The organism is Candidatus Bathyarchaeota archaeon (assembly GCA_026014745.1).
Taxonomy (GTDB): Archaea; Thermoproteota; Bathyarchaeia; order Bathyarchaeales; family Bathycorpusculaceae; genus Bathycorpusculum.
In genome coordinates this window covers 179,426-198,790 of record JAOZHS010000003.1, presented here as the reverse complement: position 1 = coordinate 198,790, position 19,365 = coordinate 179,426, and the positions used below count along the sequence as shown (strand labels likewise).

General features: G+C 45.1%; 24 protein-coding genes. 14 read left to right on the top strand and 10 right to left on the bottom strand.

Going from position 1 to position 19,365, the window contains the following annotated elements:
- The first annotated feature begins 9 nt into the window (after nucleotides 1–9).
- Nucleotides 10–1,287 carry a radical SAM protein gene (locus NWE92_12190; GenBank protein ID MCW4030392.1) on the top strand — a complete coding sequence of 426 codons (1,278 nt, stop codon included), beginning with the start codon at nucleotides 10–12 and terminating at the stop codon, nucleotides 1,285–1,287.
- Between the two features lie 4 nt (nucleotides 1,288–1,291).
- Nucleotides 1,292–2,287, top strand: a complete 996-nt coding sequence (locus NWE92_12185; GenBank protein MCW4030391.1) for a hypothetical protein — start codon at nucleotides 1,292–1,294, stop codon at nucleotides 2,285–2,287.
- Nucleotides 2,288–2,306: 19 nt separating this feature from the next.
- On the opposite strand, the gene NWE92_12180 is transcribed toward NWE92_12185, so the two are convergent.
- Nucleotides 2,307–3,026 carry an archaeal proteasome endopeptidase complex subunit alpha gene (locus NWE92_12180; GenBank protein ID MCW4030390.1) on the bottom strand — a complete coding sequence of 240 codons (720 nt, stop codon included), beginning with the start codon at nucleotides 3,024–3,026 and terminating at the stop codon, nucleotides 2,307–2,309.
- Nucleotides 3,027–3,292: 266 nt separating this feature from the next.
- Between NWE92_12180 and aqpZ the strand changes: the two genes are divergently transcribed.
- The gene (aqpZ, locus tag NWE92_12175; protein ID MCW4030389.1) at nucleotides 3,293–3,946 is read left to right on the top strand and encodes an aquaporin Z; all 654 of its coding nucleotides are present in this window, start codon (nucleotides 3,293–3,295) and stop codon (nucleotides 3,944–3,946) included.
- Between the two features lie 22 nt (nucleotides 3,947–3,968).
- On the opposite strand, the gene NWE92_12170 is transcribed toward aqpZ, so the two are convergent.
- Entirely contained in the window at nucleotides 3,969–4,715 is a 747-nt protein-coding gene (locus NWE92_12170) for a class I SAM-dependent methyltransferase (protein ID MCW4030388.1), read from the bottom strand.
- 276 nt (nucleotides 4,716–4,991) lie between these two features.
- On the opposite strand from NWE92_12170, the gene NWE92_12165 reads away from it, so the two are divergent.
- From NWE92_12165 to NWE92_12150, 4 genes are all read left to right on the top strand, one after another.
- Nucleotides 4,992–5,330, top strand: coding sequence for a hypothetical protein (locus NWE92_12165; GenBank protein MCW4030387.1), 339 nt, complete (start codon nucleotides 4,992–4,994; stop codon nucleotides 5,328–5,330).
- Between the two features lie 188 nt (nucleotides 5,331–5,518).
- Complete coding sequence (locus tag NWE92_12160) at nucleotides 5,519–5,827, top strand: hypothetical protein (GenBank protein MCW4030386.1); 309 nt, start codon at nucleotides 5,519–5,521, stop codon at nucleotides 5,825–5,827.
- A complete protein-coding gene (locus tag NWE92_12155; GenBank protein MCW4030385.1) occupies nucleotides 5,828–6,097 on the top strand; it encodes a hypothetical protein in 270 nt (89 codons plus the stop codon). It begins immediately after the preceding gene.
- A 15-nt stretch (nucleotides 6,098–6,112) separates the two neighbouring features.
- A complete protein-coding gene (locus NWE92_12150) occupies nucleotides 6,113–6,634 on the top strand; it encodes a hypothetical protein (protein ID MCW4030384.1) in 522 nt (173 codons plus the stop codon).
- A gap of 25 nt (nucleotides 6,635–6,659) precedes the next feature.
- On the opposite strand, the gene NWE92_12145 is transcribed toward NWE92_12150, so the two are convergent.
- On the bottom strand, nucleotides 6,660–7,154 hold the full coding sequence (locus NWE92_12145) for a hypothetical protein (protein MCW4030383.1): 495 nt from the start codon (nucleotides 7,152–7,154) through the stop codon (nucleotides 6,660–6,662).
- Between the two features lie 159 nt (nucleotides 7,155–7,313).
- Here NWE92_12145 and NWE92_12140 point away from each other — a divergent pair, with 159 nt between their 5' ends.
- Nucleotides 7,314–7,775, top strand: coding sequence for a lipocalin family protein (locus NWE92_12140; protein ID MCW4030382.1), 462 nt, complete (start codon nucleotides 7,314–7,316; stop codon nucleotides 7,773–7,775).
- A gap of 387 nt (nucleotides 7,776–8,162) precedes the next feature.
- On the opposite strand, the gene NWE92_12135 is transcribed toward NWE92_12140, so the two are convergent.
- A complete protein-coding gene (locus tag NWE92_12135; protein ID MCW4030381.1) occupies nucleotides 8,163–8,693 on the bottom strand; it encodes a YkgJ family cysteine cluster protein in 531 nt (176 codons plus the stop codon).
- A 150-nt stretch (nucleotides 8,694–8,843) separates the two neighbouring features.
- On the opposite strand from NWE92_12135, the gene NWE92_12130 reads away from it, so the two are divergent.
- A complete protein-coding gene (locus tag NWE92_12130; GenBank protein MCW4030380.1) occupies nucleotides 8,844–9,098 on the top strand; it encodes a hypothetical protein in 255 nt (84 codons plus the stop codon).
- Nucleotides 9,099–9,328: 230 nt separating this feature from the next.
- The gene (locus tag NWE92_12125; GenBank protein MCW4030379.1) at nucleotides 9,329–10,240 is read left to right on the top strand and encodes a polyphosphate kinase 2 family protein; all 912 of its coding nucleotides are present in this window, start codon (nucleotides 9,329–9,331) and stop codon (nucleotides 10,238–10,240) included.
- 168 nt (nucleotides 10,241–10,408) lie between these two features.
- Here NWE92_12125 and NWE92_12120 read toward each other — a convergent pair whose 3' ends face one another.
- Nucleotides 10,409–10,741, bottom strand: a complete 333-nt coding sequence (locus tag NWE92_12120) for a hypothetical protein (protein ID MCW4030378.1) — start codon at nucleotides 10,739–10,741, stop codon at nucleotides 10,409–10,411.
- Nucleotides 10,742–10,856: 115 nt separating this feature from the next.
- Here NWE92_12120 and NWE92_12115 point away from each other — a divergent pair, with 115 nt between their 5' ends.
- Nucleotides 10,857–11,303, top strand: a complete 447-nt coding sequence (locus tag NWE92_12115; GenBank protein ID MCW4030377.1) for a hypothetical protein — start codon at nucleotides 10,857–10,859, stop codon at nucleotides 11,301–11,303.
- A 48-nt stretch (nucleotides 11,304–11,351) separates the two neighbouring features.
- On the opposite strand, the gene budA is transcribed toward NWE92_12115, so the two are convergent.
- Both budA and NWE92_12105 read right to left on the bottom strand, forming a co-directional pair.
- The gene (gene budA / locus NWE92_12110; protein MCW4030376.1) at nucleotides 11,352–12,089 is read right to left on the bottom strand and encodes an acetolactate decarboxylase; all 738 of its coding nucleotides are present in this window, start codon (nucleotides 12,087–12,089) and stop codon (nucleotides 11,352–11,354) included.
- A gap of 282 nt (nucleotides 12,090–12,371) precedes the next feature.
- Nucleotides 12,372–12,713, bottom strand: a complete 342-nt coding sequence (locus tag NWE92_12105; protein MCW4030375.1) for a transcription factor S — start codon at nucleotides 12,711–12,713, stop codon at nucleotides 12,372–12,374.
- A 140-nt stretch (nucleotides 12,714–12,853) separates the two neighbouring features.
- Between NWE92_12105 and NWE92_12100 the strand changes: the two genes are divergently transcribed.
- On the top strand, nucleotides 12,854–13,504 hold the full coding sequence (locus tag NWE92_12100) for a class I SAM-dependent methyltransferase (GenBank protein ID MCW4030374.1): 651 nt from the start codon (nucleotides 12,854–12,856) through the stop codon (nucleotides 13,502–13,504).
- On the opposite strand, the gene NWE92_12095 is transcribed toward NWE92_12100, so the two are convergent.
- The gene (locus tag NWE92_12095) at nucleotides 13,491–15,032 is read right to left on the bottom strand and encodes a hypothetical protein (protein MCW4030373.1); all 1,542 of its coding nucleotides are present in this window, start codon (nucleotides 15,030–15,032) and stop codon (nucleotides 13,491–13,493) included. The two genes, NWE92_12100 and NWE92_12095, sit on opposite strands and share 14 nt — an antisense overlap.
- A 146-nt stretch (nucleotides 15,033–15,178) precedes the next feature.
- On the bottom strand, nucleotides 15,179–15,508 hold the full coding sequence (locus NWE92_12090) for a thioredoxin family protein (GenBank protein MCW4030372.1): 330 nt from the start codon (nucleotides 15,506–15,508) through the stop codon (nucleotides 15,179–15,181).
- 113 nt (nucleotides 15,509–15,621) lie between these two features.
- Between NWE92_12090 and NWE92_12085 the strand changes: the two genes are divergently transcribed.
- Nucleotides 15,622–16,344, top strand: coding sequence for a hypothetical protein (locus NWE92_12085; GenBank protein ID MCW4030371.1), 723 nt, complete (start codon nucleotides 15,622–15,624; stop codon nucleotides 16,342–16,344).
- Here the strand turns inward: NWE92_12085 and NWE92_12080 are convergent.
- Complete coding sequence (locus NWE92_12080) at nucleotides 16,341–17,078, bottom strand: HisA/HisF-related TIM barrel protein (protein MCW4030370.1); 738 nt, start codon at nucleotides 17,076–17,078, stop codon at nucleotides 16,341–16,343. The two genes, NWE92_12085 and NWE92_12080, sit on opposite strands and share 4 nt — an antisense overlap.
- 172 nt (nucleotides 17,079–17,250) lie before the next feature.
- On the opposite strand from NWE92_12080, the gene NWE92_12075 reads away from it, so the two are divergent.
- Nucleotides 17,251–19,356, top strand: a complete 2,106-nt coding sequence (locus NWE92_12075) for an ATP-binding protein (GenBank protein ID MCW4030369.1) — start codon at nucleotides 17,251–17,253, stop codon at nucleotides 19,354–19,356.
- Nucleotides 19,357–19,365 lie beyond the last annotated feature (9 nt).

Here is a 19,365-nt window from a genome sequence, read left to right as displayed (position 1 = left end):
TGATACATAATGGTGGAGCTCGACCCAAAAGTAATCGTACGCGAAGAAGCAGCCTGCTATCTTCTCTATAATGGTTTAAATCTTGGCTTAATCAGCGTCTCAAAAGAAGCCTACCACCGATGCATCCTCAAAGATAACTTTGAAAAACAAGACGAAACGTTTCTGAATTGGCTTTTTACAAACAGCTTCCTAAAAGAAAAACCCCAAAACCCTACTGCTGCTCCGGTTGATGATGGTGTTCCGCATACAGCTGCAACATTCTACGATATTAAAAGCGAAATAAGCCCGCTCAACATTTTATGGGCTTTATCTCCCAAATGTAACCTCTCATGCATCTACTGTTTCCCTGACGCAAAAACGCACCAAACAAAAGAAAAAACGCTTACCCTGCGGGAATTTGAAGAAATCGCAGATAAAATAATTCAAGCTAAAGCGTTTAAAGTGACATTGACAGGCGGAGAATGCCTCTTACTTGAAGACCTCTGGAGTGTTGTTGAAAAGTTGAAAGCCGCGGGGGTAACGGTTGCGGTTTTAACGAACGGCGTTTCAATGCCCCCAGAGGTTCTGCAGAAAATTAAGGCATTCAACTTATTCGTGGGCATAAGCCTTGATGGCTCCACTGAAGAAGTAAACAGCCTAACCCGAGGAAAATCTGCATTCCAAAAAACAGTCAATACAATAAAAAAGCTAATCGAAAACGGTGTGTCCACAACAGTTATGGTGACAGTAACAAAACACAATTTTTCTGAAATAGAAAAAATCGCGGATTTAGCCTCCGCTCTGGGGGTTTCTGCTATTACGTTGCAAGACCTGAGGCCCTTTGGAACCAAGAACGATTATGACCAACTAAAACTTACCCCCGTCCAAGAAAAAAAGCTGAAAAATCTGCTCACCCGCCTAATAGCGGAGTATCCAAAAATCTTCTTCAACACCGCCGAACTAACAATCTTTGACCGCGCAAATCCAGAGGGTAACCAAATGCAATGCCCCGCCGGAGACAATTTTGCTTACATCGACTTCTACGGCGATCTATACCCTTGCACCTCGCTTTCGACCTTTAAGCTGGGTAATCTTTTAGGCGGCAGCATTTCGGAGTTGTGGCAAAATTCAGAATCCATAAAACAGCTACGAGCAATCAAAGCAAGCCCCATAGATAACCTCCCGGAATGCCGAAGTTGCGCAAATAAGGTCAACTGTGATGGCGGCTGCAGAGGCGACGCATTATTCTACAACAACGATTTGCTTGGGTTGCCGTCTCGGTGCCCGAAAGCGTTGGGGAATTTGTGATACCATGTTTAGTTCTTACATCTTTAGGGTTACGAACTTGTGTGATAAGCGGTGTCCAACCTGCTGCTGCGACACCGGCATAGCGGTCCTCAAACCTGAGAAGTTTAGAAAAAAGCTCTCAGAAATCGCACAATATTACCAGCAAAACCCGGAGGAAGAATGCCTTATTTTCTTGTCGGGCGGGGAACCCTTCTTTTACCGCAGCAAAAGCAGCAACGGAGAATTGTGGTCAATCGTTGATGTTGTCCAACTCATCACGACCTTGCTTCCCTCTGCAAAAATCATAATCAAGACCAGCGGCTGGGACAAGCAAGATGCACTCGACAATCTATTCTCTAAGCTCTACCAAGTCGGAGCGCATGTTGAAATTAGGCTCGGCTTTAACCTCTTCCAAAACCTTGGCGTCAACGCTGAAAACCGCCTAAGCCACATGCTATCACTGATATTGACCTATCAGCCATCAGTAATCGTTGAAACAATCTATAGTAAAGAAAACAAAAACCAAACCCTCAATGTTATCGGGAAGGTTTTGGGGCGATTCTGCAAGGAATTTGAGGATTTCCGGGCTGCCCTGTCAAGTCCCCGCGAGGCTTACGTTGTCGATTTCCCCTTCGCCCTTTTATCTGAAGATAATTTTGGAAACCGCTTACGGGTAGAAAAACAGGTTACCCTCTGGACTATGCCCGCCCACCCAGGAAAATCCAAACATCAAGATGACGCCTATTTTGACTGCGCTAACATGGGCGTTTGTACTAACATAAAAAATGGACCCACCCAAATCATGTACAACGCGGACCTGTCCTTTCATCATTGCAATGATGCTTTCGCAGACTTCTCTTATCCCCCATTTACCGCCAAAAGTGATTGGACAGTCCAAGACGAATTTTTGTTTCTCACCAAAAAATTCGACAAATTAAGACGCCAAATGTCCAAAGCAGAGGCTTTTAGATCAAAAAACGAGCAATGCATCCTGTGCAGTAAACTGATGAACGAAGAATAAAAGTGATTGCGCGTTTGATTTACGCGTTTTCTGTGATTTTGTTCTGCACAGTTTCGTCAGATAGCATTTCCATCTTCTTTGTCGCAACAGGCACAACAGCGATTTTTAATCTGGGCGCCACCTGTCTTTCTTGGCAGCTTTTTATGAGACATTTAACTGCGAGTTTTATGCTGCCTTCAAGTGTCAAATCCTCACGGTATTCTTCTTTTAGAATCGAGAGCACACCTTCTCTGCCTGCACCTAAAGCGGTGGCCTTAAAGGCCTTATAGGTGCCTGTGGGTTGAGTAGCGAACACGTGTGGGCCTGTTTTGTCGACGCCTCCTATGATTAGGGCTGCTCCGAAGGGGCGTCCGCCGCCGTGTTGGGTGTATACTTGTTGTATGTCGCAGATGTGTTCTGTAACGGTTTCTACGTCGATGGTTTCGTCAAAGGTGAGTTTGTTACTTTGGGCGTCGATTCTTGCTTTTTCGACTAGAACTTTTGCGTCTGAACTTAATCCTACTATGGCTGCTGCTATGTGTTGGTCTATTTTGAATATTTTCCAGGAATCGTTGGCTTTTTCGAGGACGTCAAGGTTTTCTTCTGAACCTAAAACTACGCCTTCGGGGCATTTTATGCCCACAATGGTGGCGCCTCGGTTAACCAACTCCATCGCGTATTCTACTTGGTATAGTCGCCCGTCAGGCGAGAAAACTGTAGCATTATAGTCATATGCTCCTGGCTTTGCAAACACAGACATAGCGTAACCTCTATGTGAGCTAAATAGGCTGTTTGTCGATGCATATAAGTATACGCTAACTTTAGACGTGTTCTTGTGGGCGTTATGTGTTGTTGGTTTTTTGGCTTCTGCGTGCAGCTTGATGGGTTCTTTTGGGACAAAGATTATAAGCGCTAACCCGCCAAACAGCAACTAAATCTTCAGGGAGAAACAAAATAATGGCAGAAACACAAAAAACTCTAAATGAGGTATCGCAGCCTCCAGCGGCTGTTCCCCAAATAGCTCCAATGAAAAAATACGTTGCCGAATTAATCGGAACAATGGTTTTGGTGCTTTTAGGCTGTGGCAGCGCAGTAATTGCTGGACAATACGTAGGTTATTATGGCATTTCCTTTGCTTTTGGTCTTGCCGTAGTAGCCATGGTCTACGCAATTGGCAGCGTTTCAGGATGTCACATAAACCCCGCAATCTCCATTTCTATGTTGGTTGCCGGAAAAATCAGCGTCAAAGACACAGTATTCTATGTAGTCTTTCAATGTGTAGGAGCAATTATCGGTGCAGGTATACTCTACGCCATTGCAATCGGAAACCCCATGTATAGTTTAACTCTCGACGGCTTAGGCGCAAACTCTTTTAGTACATACTCTTTAGCGTCAGTTCTAGTCACTGAAATCGTTTTGACCTTCCTATTCGTGCTTGTCGTTCACGGCTCAACACATGAACGCGTACCCAAAGGATTCGCAGGTTTAGCCATAGGCTTAACGTTGGTGGTTGTGCATTTGGTTGCAATCCCCATTGATGGAACCTCCGTAAACCCCGCAAGAAGCTTGGGTCCTGCAATTTTTGTCCAAGGCGCTGCGCTGAGTCAACTTTGGGTCTTCTGGGTAGCCCCGATAATCGGCGGAATCATAGCGGCTGTTGTCTGGAAACTATTCAAATAAAACAACACCCTCTTTCATTTTTTTAGCTCTTTTCTAACACGTAAAACACGTAGCCATAGTAATCTGAGTATTTGCGGAACATTTCACTTTCTTTCTTTTCGCTATCTAAATACTGCAGGGCTTCGGGTTCGCCTTCATGTTTAGTTCTCAGGTCGGGGAGTTTGGCTTCTATTGGCGTGTAATAATTGGTCCACCAGCTATCTTTAGGTAGAATAAACGAATTAATGACTCGGTAGCCTGCTTCTTGTGCGGTTTTCTTGTTCTTCTCGATGCTTTTTGCTTGGGGATAAATTTGGTTCATGTAGTCCAAAATTTCTTGTGGCAAATCTGTTATTAGCCAGGAAAGCTCCGAAACCACAAGGTAACCATTCTTAGTCAACAGTGGCCGCCATTCACGAAGACCCTTTTCAAAGCCTATGACAAATATTGCTCCTTCACACCAAATCAAATCAAAACTCTCAACGGCGTATCCGAGATTGAACATGTCGCCCTTGACGACTTTAATTCTGTTGCTCAAGCCCTCCTTTTCTGCGTTTGCCTTTAGTTGGTCTAGGTAGGGCTGATGAAAATCTACCGCTTCAATTAGACCTTGCGACAGTTTGGCCAATTCTATCGTTTGCATCCCTGGACCACAGCCAACGTCAAGTATACGTGGCTCAGCGGGTAGTGCTTTAATCATTCGGAAGGCTTTAGCGGTTGATTCATTATCGCCGGGTCCTTCTCGTGGTAGATTATGGTGCACTTCCCAGAATATTGGTGGCAATTCCATCTGGTTTCAATTCCTTAATTTTTGATAATAAATAGCTGTTAACCGCTAATAAGTTAACCCCCCTAACGCGGCTTTTCTGACTTATTTTGCGTCTCTTTTTGGATTTTGTGTTTGCATTTTAGCATTGACCATATAAAAGTAGCCGCACTAATAACCCGATTTTTGATGCATATACACACAAAAATACGTGGCGAAAACTCGAAGGGGGGCTAGTTTGGGCTTGCTTTTCGTAGAATGCTTTTGATTAAGAACGCCTTTAATGAAATGCGTGGAAGCATGAAAGAGCAAGCAAAACAGGCCTCAAAAGCCCTATATGAGTTAACCGAAAGCTGCGTAGAACTGCATCAGGCAGTAAATTCAACCGCCCAAACAGCCGCTAAGGCTAAGAAACTATGGCGAGAGGGCAACAAATCCAATCTCATAAAAATCGGTATAGCATGCATCGTGTTCCCCGACCCTTCACCCGTAGGCGAAATCATAGGTGCGGGCTTTTTGGTTGCAGGCGCCGTCCAGAAGGGTATCCAGAAACGAACCCTCTACACAGAAGATATCCAGAAGAACTTGGTCTCGATGCAAAGAGAATTACAAGCTGCGCAGAGAAGCATACGCTTCTAACAGCCTTTAACCATTTTTTAACGCAAAAGTCTTCACAAACTTTTAACATACTTTTCCAAAACGTTCTCTTCCCGTCGTTATTTGAGTTGTCGGGGTTTAATTTGGGTATATTTGGGTTTAATGTGAGTGTAAATCTGAAAAATCAATTAATAGCATTTTGAACCCTTGAAGAGTTCGAGGGACAACAGATGAAAACCTTAACCAAACAACCCCACACATACCGACTTGACCTCTCAAAAACCGACCGAACCGGCGCTTTCCACTGCCCAAACTGCAATGCAGAAATCTCTCCCGACGATTACACCGAAGAAACCTACACAATATACGAAATCGTTGCAACCAACAACAACCTTGAGCGACTGGTACTTTACTGCAAACGATGCCAAAGCTTCATTCAACTTACAGGTTTTTCAAATATCCTGCAAACAGCCATCCCGTCAAAAAACGCTAACGTAACCTCTGCGTTGCCCCTCACACCCTCTCTGCAGGTGACTTAGGTGAAGTCTAACAAACTCACCTTTCGAGCCTGTGTAACGCTCGCCTTGGCAATATTTATCCTCAGCCCAGCAGACGACATAATTTTAGCTACATTATTTGGCGGAGCAGTCTTCGGTTTTGGCTCGTTACCCTTCTATTTGCTCCTGTTGGCGTCATCAACAATCTCAATAATGCTCTGGTACAAACGCAAACACCGAAAACAATCTGCATCGGAATCATTTGGGGTCAGCCTTAAGCTGCTTAAAGCTTATAACAAGATTAACCAATAAACCCCTTGAGCAAAAATGAGCGCAGATAACACAAAAACTGAAAAAGCCTTCTCGGACTATTTACCCGAATACCGCGCACAGCTAAAACAGGGTCACCTCCAGCAGGCGTATAAGGGGCTGATGGAGTATTTTGACGGCCTAAAGCTGCACCTGTCCAAAAAGTATCCCGACTATTTTGTCTCCAACAGTGTCCACTACGGCTACATGGACTACACCTACTTCTACTTCTTCCCCAAAACCCTCAAACGCCAAGGCCTAAAAATCGTCATACTCTTCATCCACGAATCCTTCAGGTTCGAGGTATGGCTGGCAGGTTACAACAAAAACATCCAAGCTAAATACTGCCGACAAATCAAAGAACACAACTGGAACAAGTACCGTCTACCCGCAAAAGCAAATGGGGACTCCATTTTAGAACACGTTTTAGTTGAAAACGCAGACTTCACAGATTTAGATTCTTTAACAAAGAAAATCGAGGTTGGGACCCTGCGGTTTATCGATGACATCGAATCTTTTCTATCTAACAAACCCCTTTAAATCTATAAAATAGCCTGATTGCAGCTTAATAACAGCGGGTATAGGTTACTGTTTGGTTTAGCGGGTTGATTTCTTCGTTAAAGTAATGTGACAAATTCAGTTGGTCGGCGCTTGCAGCATTAGCATACTCCCAATTCAAGTTAACTTTCCAAATTCCGTTTTCGCCTATTTCTGCAGTTTCAACTTCATATGCGGGGTTTGTTAATTCATGATTGATTATGGCTTCGGCGACTGTGATTGCTTCTTCTCTGCTCATGCCATCGTTTAAGTCAACATTTACCGTTACTTTTAGGGAGCCACATGTAAAATCGATCGGGACAGGCAGCGGCGTTGCGGGTGGAGTTGGAATTGGAGTCGGTGAAGGTATCGGGGTAGGTTCCGCAGTTGGTGTCGATGTTGCTTGAGGCGTCGCTATAGAGGTGATGGAGTTGGCAATAGAGTTGCCAAAAAAGCCCAACAAAACACACAGTACTACAATAATCGTTGCAAGAAATGCTATCGCTCGGAGTTTCTTCTGCATTTGCAACCCTGAACTTGGTTAGAGCGTTATTGTATAAAAATTTATGTGATAGTTCGCTGCGAGTTCTGTTGTAGTCAAAACCCTTTCCAAAAGAAAATGCAACTGACATAAACCGAAAATTATACATTCCCATTCTCTCTCCCAATTAGTGGGGGTTTTTTGTTGAAACAGACCGGAGACCTCGAAGCTGTTTCTCACGTAGACCTTAACCGCTACTTAGGGAAATGGTACGAGATTGCTCATTTACCTGCGCGATTTCAGGAAGGTTGCCAAAACACCACCGCAACCTACACACTACGCAAAGACGGATCCATATCGGTTCTAAACCAATGCACAAGAAACGGCAAATCAAAACTAGCCAAAGGCAAGGCCAAAGTAGTCGACAAAACCACCAACGCGAATCTTAAAGTCACTTTTTTTTGGCCCTTCTATGGCGATTATTGGATAATTAACCTCGGTTCAGGCTATGAATACGCTGTTGTTGGCACACCTGACCGAAGGTACCTCTGGATTTTGTGCCGCACACCAACTATGGACGAAAAACTATACACACAACTAACCGACTGGGCAAAAACAAAGGGCTTTGACGTCTCAGAACTAATTAAAACCATCCAAAACTGATTCAACCGGCATAAGAGGGGTTTTAAAAAAAGTGGGCGTTTAACCGTTTTCTGCAACGGTTTTCCACTTTTAAGAGCAGGTCAAGTCTGAGCCTTATTGTTGAATCGACCCATCTTGACATGTTTTGGTCGCTGCAGATTCTTTGCCGTTGAGTCTGCTGCTCATGTCTGGATGCTTCAACACTATGCAATGTTCAGCCCATCGTAGGCAAATTCTTTGGTGCGTGCAGTTTTTCGCTGTTTTAATCTGCATGCTTCTTTGCCTTGATGCATTGCAGCTAAAGCTTGCTCCTTGACCTGCAATTCTACCTATGGCACATCATCAAAGATAAATATTGCGACATCTCTGTAACAAAAATAGCCAACTTTGTCTCATTTGGAACTTTCGCTAAACGTGCAAATCAGCCGCTTCAACCCCTCTGCGCAGCAACCTCGAACGCGCCTCCGCATGCACTCGCCTATCCCGAATAGGCAACTCCAAGTCCTGAGAAGTCAAAATCAAAATCTTTTGCACCAAAACACGAGCCGCATCCGCCGTCTCAGAAGAAGGATTGGTTTTTTCCTCGCAAACACCCGGGCAACAGCAGGAAAACGGAAAATTCAATTCCAACACAATCTCGTTTTTTTCATAATCATAATCAGCGATGGTGTAGGGTTCGATTTTGCAGGCTGCTGGGCGAACGGAGTAGATGATGCATTGGTTGTCTTTACCTAAGAAGTGGCAGGTGCCGTCCTTTTTTCTTTTTATCCATCGAAGTCCGGTGGGGTCGGGTGGGTCAAGGAAGCTTTTGTGGCCCTTGTTTTCGATGGCTTCTTTTTCAATTTGGTCTACGTCGGGGGGTTGCATGTGGCAGCAGATTCCGCAGGTTTTGCAAATGAATCCTCCGGTTGAGGGGAAAATTACTTTTTGGGATTTCAAGGTGTAGTGCTTTTGGTTGTTGCGAGATATTTAGTTTGTGTGCTGAAATTCGGTTTTGAGGGGCGGTTCGTGCGGTTTAGCTGTTGTTGTTCCCTTGATATAGCAAATTGTTATTAAGTATATACAAATAAATACAGAGTAGGTTGATATATGTCAGATATAGTATGCCTGTTAACCAAACCTGCCCAAGAAATAGAGTGCCTCTGTTTTGACCACAAACCCTGCGACATCCGCATCGACGACGGCGGCCACATGGTTTGCAGACACGGCAGCAACGAAACCATAATCGACGGCATAGCAAAGATAGTGTGCCCCATAGAAATCGAACGCGAAAGCGAAAAATGGGACGCCTTCCTAAAAAGCGAAAGCAACGCTGGAGACCAAAACGCTAAAAAAACTAAATGAACGACTCGCTGGGTGCAGATTGGCACGTTTATCTACATTTAGTTATGCATATTTTTTGTTTCTCACCCTTTAATTCGCCCAAATTCTGGCAGTCGCGTGAGCTATTGTAAATGGCGCATACGGTTCAGCTAGTGTTTTTATAATTACAACTAATCTGAATAGTTGTCTGTCAGCCGACAAAACCTGTCCGCTAACCCCAATTTTTAAACATAAAAAACAGGTGCAAATGCATGGAGCCTGCCGAGAGAACTAAACGATTTATAGATTTAACAAGAGTTCAACCTGGAAAAAAAGTCCGCCTAAAAGACTTAGACACTGGCTGGGCTCAAAACGAAGAACTCGCCGTAATGGGCAAAGACGCCGTTAAAGAGCGCGCTAACCAGCTTTTAGAAGATAATCGACAGGCTCTTTCAAAAGCCCAAGAACTTCTCTATGCTGACCACAAGTTTGCGGTGCTGGTTATTCTGCAGGGTATGGATGCCGCGGGAAAAGACAGCACGATAAAGCATGTCATGTCAGGCGTCAATCCGCAGGGCTGCAAGGTAACCAGCTTCAAGCAACCCTCCAGCCTTGAATTAGACCATGACTTTCTATGGCGCCAAGTCGTAGCCTTACCCCCCAAGGGTATGATTGGCATTTTTAACCGCTCATACTATGAAGAGGTCCTTGTTGTGCGTGTTCACCCTAACCTCTTAGACCGCCAAAACCTGCCTACCCAGAAGTATACTGATAAATTTTGGGACAACCGCTACCAAGACATCAACGCGTTAGAGCGGCATTTGGACCGCAATGGAACCTTGATCCTCAAGTTTTTTTTGCATGTTTCTCGTGGAGAGCAGAAAAAACGTTTTCTGGAGCGGTTATGTGATTCTTCTAAGAATTGGAAATTCTCCGAAGCCGACATGCATGAACGTGATTTTTGGAATGACTACATAAAAGCCTACGAATGTATGCTCTCGGCTACCAGCACCAATTGGGCTCCTTGGTTTATCATACCTGCCGATTACAAATGGGTCGCCCGCACTTTAGTCGCGGACATAATAACTTCAAGCATCGTCGGTTTGGGGATTAAAAAGCCCGAGGTCAGCAAAGATAAACTTGCCGCCATTGAGGCTGCCAAGAAAAAACTTGAAGCAGAATAGCCAACACGTTCCATTTGTTACATATAATGTGGCGCCTCAGGACAGTAATGCGTTTTAGCATCTCGCAAGGCGATTGCCCCCGATTTAAACGTGCAATTCTCATCATAGGCGCATGCGTACAGAAAGCAACCAGACTAAAGACACTTTTGCTCATGTTGCAGAATTGGGTTATTCGGACAGGTTTGTTTGGTATTTTGGTAGTTTTGATTCTTTTTCCCAAAACAGTGGGTCATCAACCTCGATGATTTCTGCCTGAATAACCAATGTGGGATTAGTTAGGGCCGCGCGGAATTTGGTAGGCGTCGTAGGGTCGCCTAAGAAGGCCATGCGAACGTTTTCGAGCTGTTGGGCGATGCGTTCAGCTTTTTTGCTGGGGTACCCGTTGTATCGGATGCTTTTTCCATCGCGTATGGCTTGGTCGAAAGCGGTTTTGGTGCATTGGATATATTTGTTGTCTTCTTTGATGAACCAGAATACGGTAACGGGAGAAGCTTTATTCATAACAATCTGCTCATACTTTCTTGGTGAATTTTAAAAACCTTGTCATGCCTAAAGCTTAGTTTTCGGCAAGGCAAGTGCTAAATAGTAAGATAACATATGCTTAAATGGTGAAATTATGCAAAAAATAATTGCCATAACAATCGTGATAGTAATTGCCGTCATTGTCATCGGAATCGCAGCGTCACTAGTCTACTACAACTACATCCCCGGCCCTTCACCAACAGCTACTCCCACCGCCACCTCCACTGAACCTCCAACAGCAGAACAAGTACGCGATGCAGCCGTCACCTACATAAAAAACAACCATGCTGACGCCGCACAATATCTCAACAACGTCAGCTGGGAAGGTGGACGCGCAACGGCCGAAGGTCTCGTTGGCTATGAAACCTACGTCTACACAGGCGGAAGCTGGAACGTAACCATAGGCTACCCTGTCATTCCCAACCCAACCTATGACATAAACGCCACATACACCGCTGCAGGAGGACCCCTAATTGATTGGGCAGGAACCTACAGCGATGGAACCATAACCGAAACCACCTACACCAACACTGCTCACTAAGCAGCTTGCTCTTCTTCTTTTTATTTTACATTATTTCTATAGCGGTGACTATGGCAAAACAAGAGTGTATTCTTTGATTTCTTTAAGCTCAACAGTTGCATTTTGGATAATACAATCCAACAGGTGTCCGCCTGCTGTTTTATCGTCAGTGATTAAATGCAAATGATAACCCGCATAATCAACGCCGGACATGCTGCTTGGGAAAAAGAACCCTACCGCTGTCGCAGAAACCTCAGTTAAATTAAAGACGGATTGCGTTTTAAGGGCGTCAGTTATGTTTGGATAGGGTATACTCTGTTTTTGGGGGCTACGGGTCTGGGCATATTCAAAGTTGCCGCTTACTTTTATGGCATAAATTGTGTCTTTAGCTGGCAACTGCTCGTCGATGTTTGCTTTTAGTTGGGTAAAGTTTAGGTTAGAAACAGTGAAAGTTTGGTCTTTTTCAAAGAAGGTGATGGTGGTGTAGGGTGCTGTTTGATCAGGGCTGGCTTCATGGGGGACGCCGCTGCTGGGCACTTGATAGAATACGCCGTCAAGGGCGATCATTTCGCCGTCTAACCCGTCGAATGTGCCAATACCAAAATCTCCATGTTGGGCTAAGTCAGCGTAGGTCATAGTGCCTGCATAATCGCCGGCGACCAATTGATTATATGTGGATAACTGGAAAAGCACATCGCGGGTAACGTTTTGGCTGGAGCCTGATTGAATTTGGATCCCTGCAAAAAAGCTACATAAAACAAGAGCCGCAACCACGATTCCCAATGCCAATTTAACTCTGAGCTGCATGCCTGATACGCCCGTATAGTTTACCTCTTAGTCGAGTGCACTAAAACAAAAGGTTTGCGTATTTAGCATACACAACAAGTCAATTAACAAAAAAAGAAAGAAGTCAAGAAAAGAAACACTGAACAAAACTTTTAGCTGGTTTGAGTTTTGCTCTTATGTTCTTTCTTTGCTTTTCTTTTTTCATCTCTCTCTTTCTTGGTTAACGGTTTCTCTTTTTTGGGCATTCAATTTTACTCCAAGAATACCCCTATATGAGATGGGGCTTTTAATAATTTTCCAAGATTAAGTGTATTCTCTAAACGTGTGTCCGCATTTTGTGCAACGCATAAACTGAGTTGACGCTTCATCTCCGCCGCGCGTTTGCACTTGCCAAACATAGACTTCCATGTTGCCGCATTTCTCGCATTGCTTCTTTATTTTGGTCATAGTGTTAACTTCGTCTGATTGGGCAACCACCGTCATGAATGGTTTAGGCTTAGGCTGTAGAACGGCGCCGGTTCGTGCCTCAGCTTTGCGGTCAAGTGGCTGTTTTGTAAAGCTGCATTTTGCGCAGCACAGCACAAATGAGGTTCCGTCGGTTTTTTTAGGCTCAAGGCGTGAACCGCATTTAGGACAAAATTCCATCTTCTAGAATTCCCTCTCTTTATTCCAAATTATCCTAGTTAATGGGATATAAGTATTATTTTTTGTCCCGTGAAAAAACACAAGAAAACACACAAAGTAAAAATAATCATTCACCCGACCCATAACAGCGGAGACAGATTATGCAAACCGATAAAGCACACAGCGAATGGCAAACCAGCGAGCACGCCCTATCCTACTTAGCCCGCCAAGACAAACTCCCTCACCGAACAGAAGGCGAAAAAGTCCTTCTAAGCCAAATCCCCCAAGACGCCAAACGCGTACTGGACTTGGGCACAGGCGACGGTAGACTACTTGCGCTAATAAAACTCGACCACCCAAACATTGAAGGTGTTGCTTTAGACTTCTCTGAGCCCATGCTAGAACAAGCCAAAAAGCGCTTCGGAAACGATAAAAAGGTTACGTTTTTTAAGCATGATTTAGCTTTGCCCCTCCCAACAGCGCGGCTGGGAACCTTTGATGCAGTAATATCGAGCTTAGCTATCCATCATTTGGAGCATCCGCGAAAAGAGCAACTCTACGTCGAAATCTACAAACTGCTAAACCCCAAAGGCGTGTTTTGCAACCTTGAACATGTGTCCTCATCGACAGAAAATCTGCACCTAAAATTTCTTGCTGAAATCAATATGACTCCCCAAAATGAAGACCCCTCAAATAAGCTATTGGATTGTGAAACTCAATTGGGTTGGCTGCGAAAAATCGGTTATGCCGATGTGGATTGTTACTGGAAGTGGTTTGAAGTTGCGCTTTTAGTTGGTTTTAAGTCTGCTTAGCGCGTTTCTTTATTATAACAGGCAAAATTAACGCGACGCCCACTATGATTACAGTTGCCATTATTGCCATTTGGTTGTAGCCGTCTGTTTGGGCGGTTGTTCCGATTTGTGGGAGCATTGAGTGAGGTGGCTCGGTTTGGGTAACGTTAGCTACTGGCGTAGGAGTGGGTTCAATTGGAGTTGGAGTAGGTGTGGCTGTGGGTTTTGGGGGTGACGTTGTAGTGACCGCTGCGGGGTTGCTGATTGTCAGTGGTATAGTTTGTTCGTAAGGCGTCGGGGATGGAGTATTAGTGGGGGGTCTATCGATGGGTTCAGGTGTAGGCACCACAATAGGGAGTGGCGTTGAAGTCGGCGCAGGAGTAGCAGTCGGAATAGGTGTTGGTATTGGAGTTGGCGTCGGCGAAGGAGCAGGTGCAGGCGTAGGAGTTCCCGGCGGCAAATCACGAATCATATACGGAATCCCCGCTTTTATGGTCGCAAAAATCGCGTATCGCGGATGCGCTGTAAAAAAGTTCCAGCGAACATCTGCCAAAGAAACCGACACCGAATACAGCAAGTACCAGTTGACCCCGTCCATACTACCAACCACCCGTGAAATTCCATTTTGGGCTTCGGCACAATTGGCAAACACAAGCACCCCGTTGAAGAGCGTTCCCGAAATAAACGGCATACAGCCATCACTGGGCGGCGAATAAACCAATTGCGGCGTGAAGGGGCCTGCGCCGTTGTCATAGAAGCGGTGGATCTGGCAGATCTTATTGGGGTAGTCTTGACCCACATAAACGTAGCTGCCTACAAACGTGATGGGTAAATATACTGTGCCATAGGCGTCGTTGCGGTCCACGATAAGGCTCCAGGTTGCTCCGTAGTCTTTGCTGCGGAAAATCTTTTCTGAATCAGGATAGTTGGCTAGGGGGTTGCGTTCGCCTGTGACGAGGTAGAGGTAACCGTTGGCGGGGTTGAATTTTATGTTATGAAAATGCAATACGGAGAAGGAGCCGATTTTTGTCCATGATACGCCGCCGTTGGTGCTTTTGAGGACTAGGGGCGTTGCGTATCCGCCTGTGTAGGTTATGGTGTATAGGTTGCCGCGGTCGTCTTCGGTCATGGCGATGTAGAAGGATTCGTAGCGTGAACCATTAGTGTTTAGCACCTGACTAAATAAGCCTCCGCCATTTGTGGAACGGAATAAGCCGTTTGTGCTCCCTGCGCTTGCGAAGATGTAGCCCCGTGAATCCACAAAAACGTTCCAAACCAGCCCTGAGTAGGCGTTAGATGCATCGTAGGTGCCTGGTAATTTGTAAACAAACTGGAAGCTGGCGCCGCCATCAAGGCTTTTCCAGAGGTTAAAATTTTTGTCTCCTGCCCAAAGTACACCGTTTGCGTCCATGTCGTTGCCTACAAAATTGAGGTTGCTGCTTACTAAGGCGACGCCTATGTCGGCTTCTGTAAATGGCAACGAGGTAATAGCCAACAGAGCGGAGCACACCAAAAAAGGGACGGTGAGTCGCAGAGGGACTCTTTCCATAATTACCAACCATAAAAATGTGGTTACCCGCAAGCTGGTAGGGGTAGACCTAAAAAACTATACTAGCTATGGTTAATGCTTCATAAAAGCCCTTTTACTTAATAGCGCCAACACAAAAAGGTAAAAAACGCCCACAAAATTGGGGGTTAAGCAAGTTTGAGCTCAGCAAACCACTTCTTAAATTGGCTTGCGTTTAGACCAGAACCCAATTTTGCGTCTAAGCGGACGCTGACTTTGCCGTTTTCAAAGAGGATGACTGTGGGGACTGCTCCGATGTCGTATTCGTCCCATAGCGGATTATTGTTATCGTCTAACCGTACATACGCCATGGGTTCTTTGCAGGTTTTGGTTTCTAACTCATATGCAGGCAGAAACCTTTGACAATAGGGGCACCACTTGGAATAAAACAAAACCAGCAACCGCCGATTTGCAGCTAATTGCGTGTCTAGCTCTTGTTTTTTGTCAGTTTCAAACATAAAGCTCCCAGCTATACCCCTAAAAGCGGCTGTTGGCTTTCATAAACTTGCCGTTTTTTTGGCGCCTTAAGATGCAACAACTAAAATAACAGATTCCACACACATAGGCAACGATGTCTTCGAAAAGTTATCGCCGCGGATACGCCGTCGCAATTTTAGTGGGCGTCGAAGCGGACCATGCGTCTATTTGGCAGATTTATAGCAATGTCGCCAAACCCCAACAAACCTTGCCCCTAAATGGTGAACGTCGTGACCAAAAGGCAGTCTACAACTTCCACGAATCCATCGTCAACGCCCTGCGTCAGCGGCTCAAGGAAGGCGTCAAAAGCATCCTCATCGCCTCGCCTCCCCGCACAAGCTACGCCCAAGACCTCCAAACCCACCTCTCCGCGCATCACTCATGGCTCGTTCAAGGTCCCAACAAAGCCTCCATCGCCTTAATCGTGGGTTCGGCAAGTACACAGCCCCAAGTGTGGGCAATCACCAAAACTGCGCAGTTTAAAGATTTAATCCAAGAAAATGCTGCTCAAGAAACAGAAAACCTCCTTGAACTACTTGAGCGACGCCTTAACAAAGCAGATAATCTTGTACTCTTCTCTATGCAGGAAGCCGAAAACCTCATACTTTATACGCAACCGCCCGGCAAACCTCAAGCAGAGTACCTTCTGCTAACAGACACGTACCTCTCGGGTAGTCGCCAAAAGGGGCGATTACAGCGCCTTATGCAGATTGCTCAAAACAAAAAAGTCAAAACCCGCGTAATAGACGCCGAATCCAATGCAGGCAAACGCCTCACACAACTAGGCGGCATCGTCTGCTTAGCGAAGGCTGCTTAGAGGAAGCCGTTTTGTTTGAGGTCTGCTACGGTGATTTTCCCGGTATGCAACGCTGTGGCTATTAAGGCGCCTTTTAGGCCTATTTTTTGGAGTTCTATGAGGTCTTCGATGTTTCGGACTCCCCCACCAGCATAAACATCCAAGCCGCCCAACGCTGTCACCCGCTTGAGTAACTCTTTGTTGACGCCTTCGCCGCTGCCAACCCTAAGCAAATCCAAAACAATAACCTGTCTAACACCCATCGCCTTAAACTCGCCCAAAAGGGTTAACGCGTCGTGGCTACCGTCAAAGCTGGCTTTGGTTAGCACGGTTTCGCCCTTCAAATCTAAACTCACAACGACATGGCTGCTGCCAAACTCGGCTACAGCTTCAGCTACGAAGCGTTTGTTTTGCAGGGTTTCGGTTCCAATGACCAGTTTGTCGATGCCTGTTTTTAGGAGTTTTTGGGCGCGGTCTAGGCTGGTTATGCCTGCATCCACCATCAAGCTGACCCCTGAGGTCAGGAGTGGTTTGAGGTCTGAGAAGTCGTTTGCGCAGTCAATGATGGCGTCTAAATCCGCAACATACACCTCGCTAAACCCAAGAGCCTTGAATGTTGCAGTTACCTGGGCTGGTTCGGTTGAGGGCGTGAGGCTGCTTTGAAGCGGCTGATATTGGCTTCTTTGTCCTCGGACTGCATGGACCACCTTGCCGTTTAGGATGTCGATGACGGGGATAATCTTCAGGCTTGTCACCAACCAATTGGAGGTTTATAGAGTTAAAAACCTATCATTTACGCATGGTGCAGGTGATTTGAAGATTTTCTTTCGGGATTCTCGTATATTCTTATATTGAAAGCTTATATTATCTCACAAGCTACTTGTTTTTGGCGAAGTTGCTTGATTTTTCATTCTGAGGGAAAAAGGATTGGAAAAAGAAACCAACCGTTTTTGTGATGCATGGGTTGATTCTTTTATTTCAAGCAATGATAAAGCGGTTGACTTATTTGTCAATCTTGATGAGGGTTATTCTCTTAATAAAGTGGTTTATGACTCTGAGGGTAAACCGGTTGACTTCATAGTAGTCTACGTTAATGATGAATGTGAGAGAATTATCGGCTTAAAACGAGAGGATATAGTAAATCGCCCAATTAGTCAAGCAATACGGGGTATTGAAAAACCGGATAATCCGATAGAAACCGTGGGTATGGTAGCTAAAACGGGTAAGCCCGCTAAATTTGAAGTTTATCTGCAACCGTTAAACCGATGGGTATCAGTTTATGCTTACAGCCCTAAAAAGGATTATTTTGTTGCAGTTTTTCATGACATCACTAAGAATCAACAGGCAGAGGATGCCCTGCGAAAAAGTGAGGAACATTTCCGCTCTGTTCTGGATAGCTCGGCGGATGTTATTTATCGATTTAACCTTCAAACAAACCGATATGAGTACATGAGTCCATCGATTTCGGCTTTGGGATTTGAACCCCAAGAAATGACTGCAATGACCAACGATGAAGTGCTTTCAAGGGTTCACCCCCAAGATTTGCCCTCCCTAAAAAAGGAGATCGAACGTTGCTTTAAAACAGGAAAAGGCTTTTCCGAGTACCGTTTCAAGGGTAAAGACGACCAATATCGCTGGTGGTCTAACCAAATGATTCTAATCAAGGATGCCACTGGAAAACCCCTCTACCGAGACGGCGCTGTGAGAGATATTTCGAAAAGTAAGAAAATCGAAGAGGACCTAAAGGTTGCAACAGAACTTTTAAGCAAAGAAAACGAGGGCTTATCAAAGCTACATGAAATAAGTTTACAATTTGTAAGCGAAGAAAACATGCAAGGCCTGCTCAATACCATTCTCAAGGCAAGTATCGAAATAACCCATGCGGACATGGGCACAATACAACTATGTGAAAAGGGCAACACTTTACGGATCGTTGCGCACCAAGGGTTAGATCAGGATTTTTTAGATTTCTTTTATGATGTTGACGAAGATACGCCTGCAGTTTGTAGCGCTGCGATGAAGAACAAACGTCGTGTATTTGTGGAGGATTTAACTAAAAATCCCCTTATTGTAAACGCAGCCTCTCTTGATGTTCAATTAAAAGCTGGTGTTAGAGCGGTTCAGTCGACACCGCTTTTTTCGCGGTTTGGCAGGTTTTTGGGAATAATTTCTACTCATTATAAGACTCCCACTAAGCCCGACAAAACGGATCTGCGGTTGCTGGATTTGCTTGTGCGGCAGGCAGCTGACTATATTGAACGCATATACAATGAGCAAAAGCTCGAGGCGTATAAGAATAATTTGGAATTTATGGTTGAGGAGAAAACGCAGCAGCTTAAGGATTCTGAGCGTCTGGCTGCGATTGGTCAAACTGCCGGTATGGTGGGGCATGACATCCGCAACCCCTTGCAGGCAATAGTTAGCGAGCTATATCTTGCGAAAGAAAATATTCGTGACGCGCCTGAAAGCAACTGTAAAAGTGAGTTAATTGATAGCCTCAATTTCATACAGCAACAAGTTGACTACATGAATAAGATTATCGCGGACCTGCAAGATTACGCGAGAAACACCGCTCCAACCGTAAGTAAAGTTAACCTCGAGGGCATCATACAGGACGCCTTTGTAGGCATGCAAATTCCCGATAACATCAAAGTCATATTAAAAATCGAACCTGACATTGAACTAATATCTGACCGCGACTACCTCAGACGAGTAACCACCAATCTAAGCACCAACGCAATCCAAGCCATGCCCAAAGGCGGCGAACTAACCGTGGAGGTAAAAAAACAGAAACGCAACAAAATCCAAATTACCGTAGCCGACACGGGCGAAGGCATCCCTGAAGAGGTTCAAGATAAGCTGTTTAGGCCCCTGTTTACAACAAAATCAAAGGGGCAAGGTTTGGGGTTAGCTGTGGTTAAAAAGTTCGTTGAGCAGTTGGGTGGAACAATTACTTTTCAAACTAAGGAAGGCAGAGGAACCCAATTCAAAATAGAGCTTCCCTTAAGGTACAAGGCACCAGAAACTATCTAAGGAGATAGT

Coding starts and splice junctions, on each gene's coding strand:
- NWE92_12190 (MCW4030392.1), top strand. CDS start 10: ATGGTGGAGCTCGACCCAAAAGTAATCGTACGCGAAGAAGCAGCCTGC.
- NWE92_12185 (MCW4030391.1), top strand. CDS start 1,292: ATGTTTAGTTCTTACATCTTTAGGGTTACGAACTTGTGTGATAAGCGG.
- NWE92_12180 (MCW4030390.1), bottom strand. CDS start 3,026: ATGTCTGTGTTTGCAAAGCCAGGAGCATATGACTATAATGCTACAGTT.
- aqpZ (MCW4030389.1), top strand. CDS start 3,293: ATGAAAAAATACGTTGCCGAATTAATCGGAACAATGGTTTTGGTGCTT.
- NWE92_12170 (MCW4030388.1), bottom strand. CDS start 4,715: ATGGAATTGCCACCAATATTCTGGGAAGTGCACCATAATCTACCACGA.
- NWE92_12165 (MCW4030387.1), top strand. CDS start 4,992: ATGAAAGAGCAAGCAAAACAGGCCTCAAAAGCCCTATATGAGTTAACC.
- NWE92_12160 (MCW4030386.1), top strand. CDS start 5,519: ATGAAAACCTTAACCAAACAACCCCACACATACCGACTTGACCTCTCA.
- NWE92_12150 (MCW4030384.1), top strand. CDS start 6,113: ATGAGCGCAGATAACACAAAAACTGAAAAAGCCTTCTCGGACTATTTA.
- NWE92_12145 (MCW4030383.1), bottom strand. CDS start 7,154: ATGCAGAAGAAACTCCGAGCGATAGCATTTCTTGCAACGATTATTGTA.
- NWE92_12130 (MCW4030380.1), top strand. CDS start 8,844: ATGTCAGATATAGTATGCCTGTTAACCAAACCTGCCCAAGAAATAGAG.
- NWE92_12125 (MCW4030379.1), top strand. CDS start 9,329: ATGGAGCCTGCCGAGAGAACTAAACGATTTATAGATTTAACAAGAGTT.
- NWE92_12120 (MCW4030378.1), bottom strand. CDS start 10,741: ATGAATAAAGCTTCTCCCGTTACCGTATTCTGGTTCATCAAAGAAGAC.
- NWE92_12115 (MCW4030377.1), top strand. CDS start 10,857: ATGCAAAAAATAATTGCCATAACAATCGTGATAGTAATTGCCGTCATT.
- budA (MCW4030376.1), bottom strand. CDS start 12,089: ATGCAGCTCAGAGTTAAATTGGCATTGGGAATCGTGGTTGCGGCTCTT.
- NWE92_12105 (MCW4030375.1), bottom strand. CDS start 12,713: ATGGAATTTTGTCCTAAATGCGGTTCACGCCTTGAGCCTAAAAAAACC.
- NWE92_12100 (MCW4030374.1), top strand. CDS start 12,854: ATGCAAACCGATAAAGCACACAGCGAATGGCAAACCAGCGAGCACGCC.
- NWE92_12095 (MCW4030373.1), bottom strand. CDS start 15,032: ATGGAAAGAGTCCCTCTGCGACTCACCGTCCCTTTTTTGGTGTGCTCC.
- NWE92_12090 (MCW4030372.1), bottom strand. CDS start 15,508: ATGTTTGAAACTGACAAAAAACAAGAGCTAGACACGCAATTAGCTGCA.
- NWE92_12085 (MCW4030371.1), top strand. CDS start 15,622: ATGTCTTCGAAAAGTTATCGCCGCGGATACGCCGTCGCAATTTTAGTG.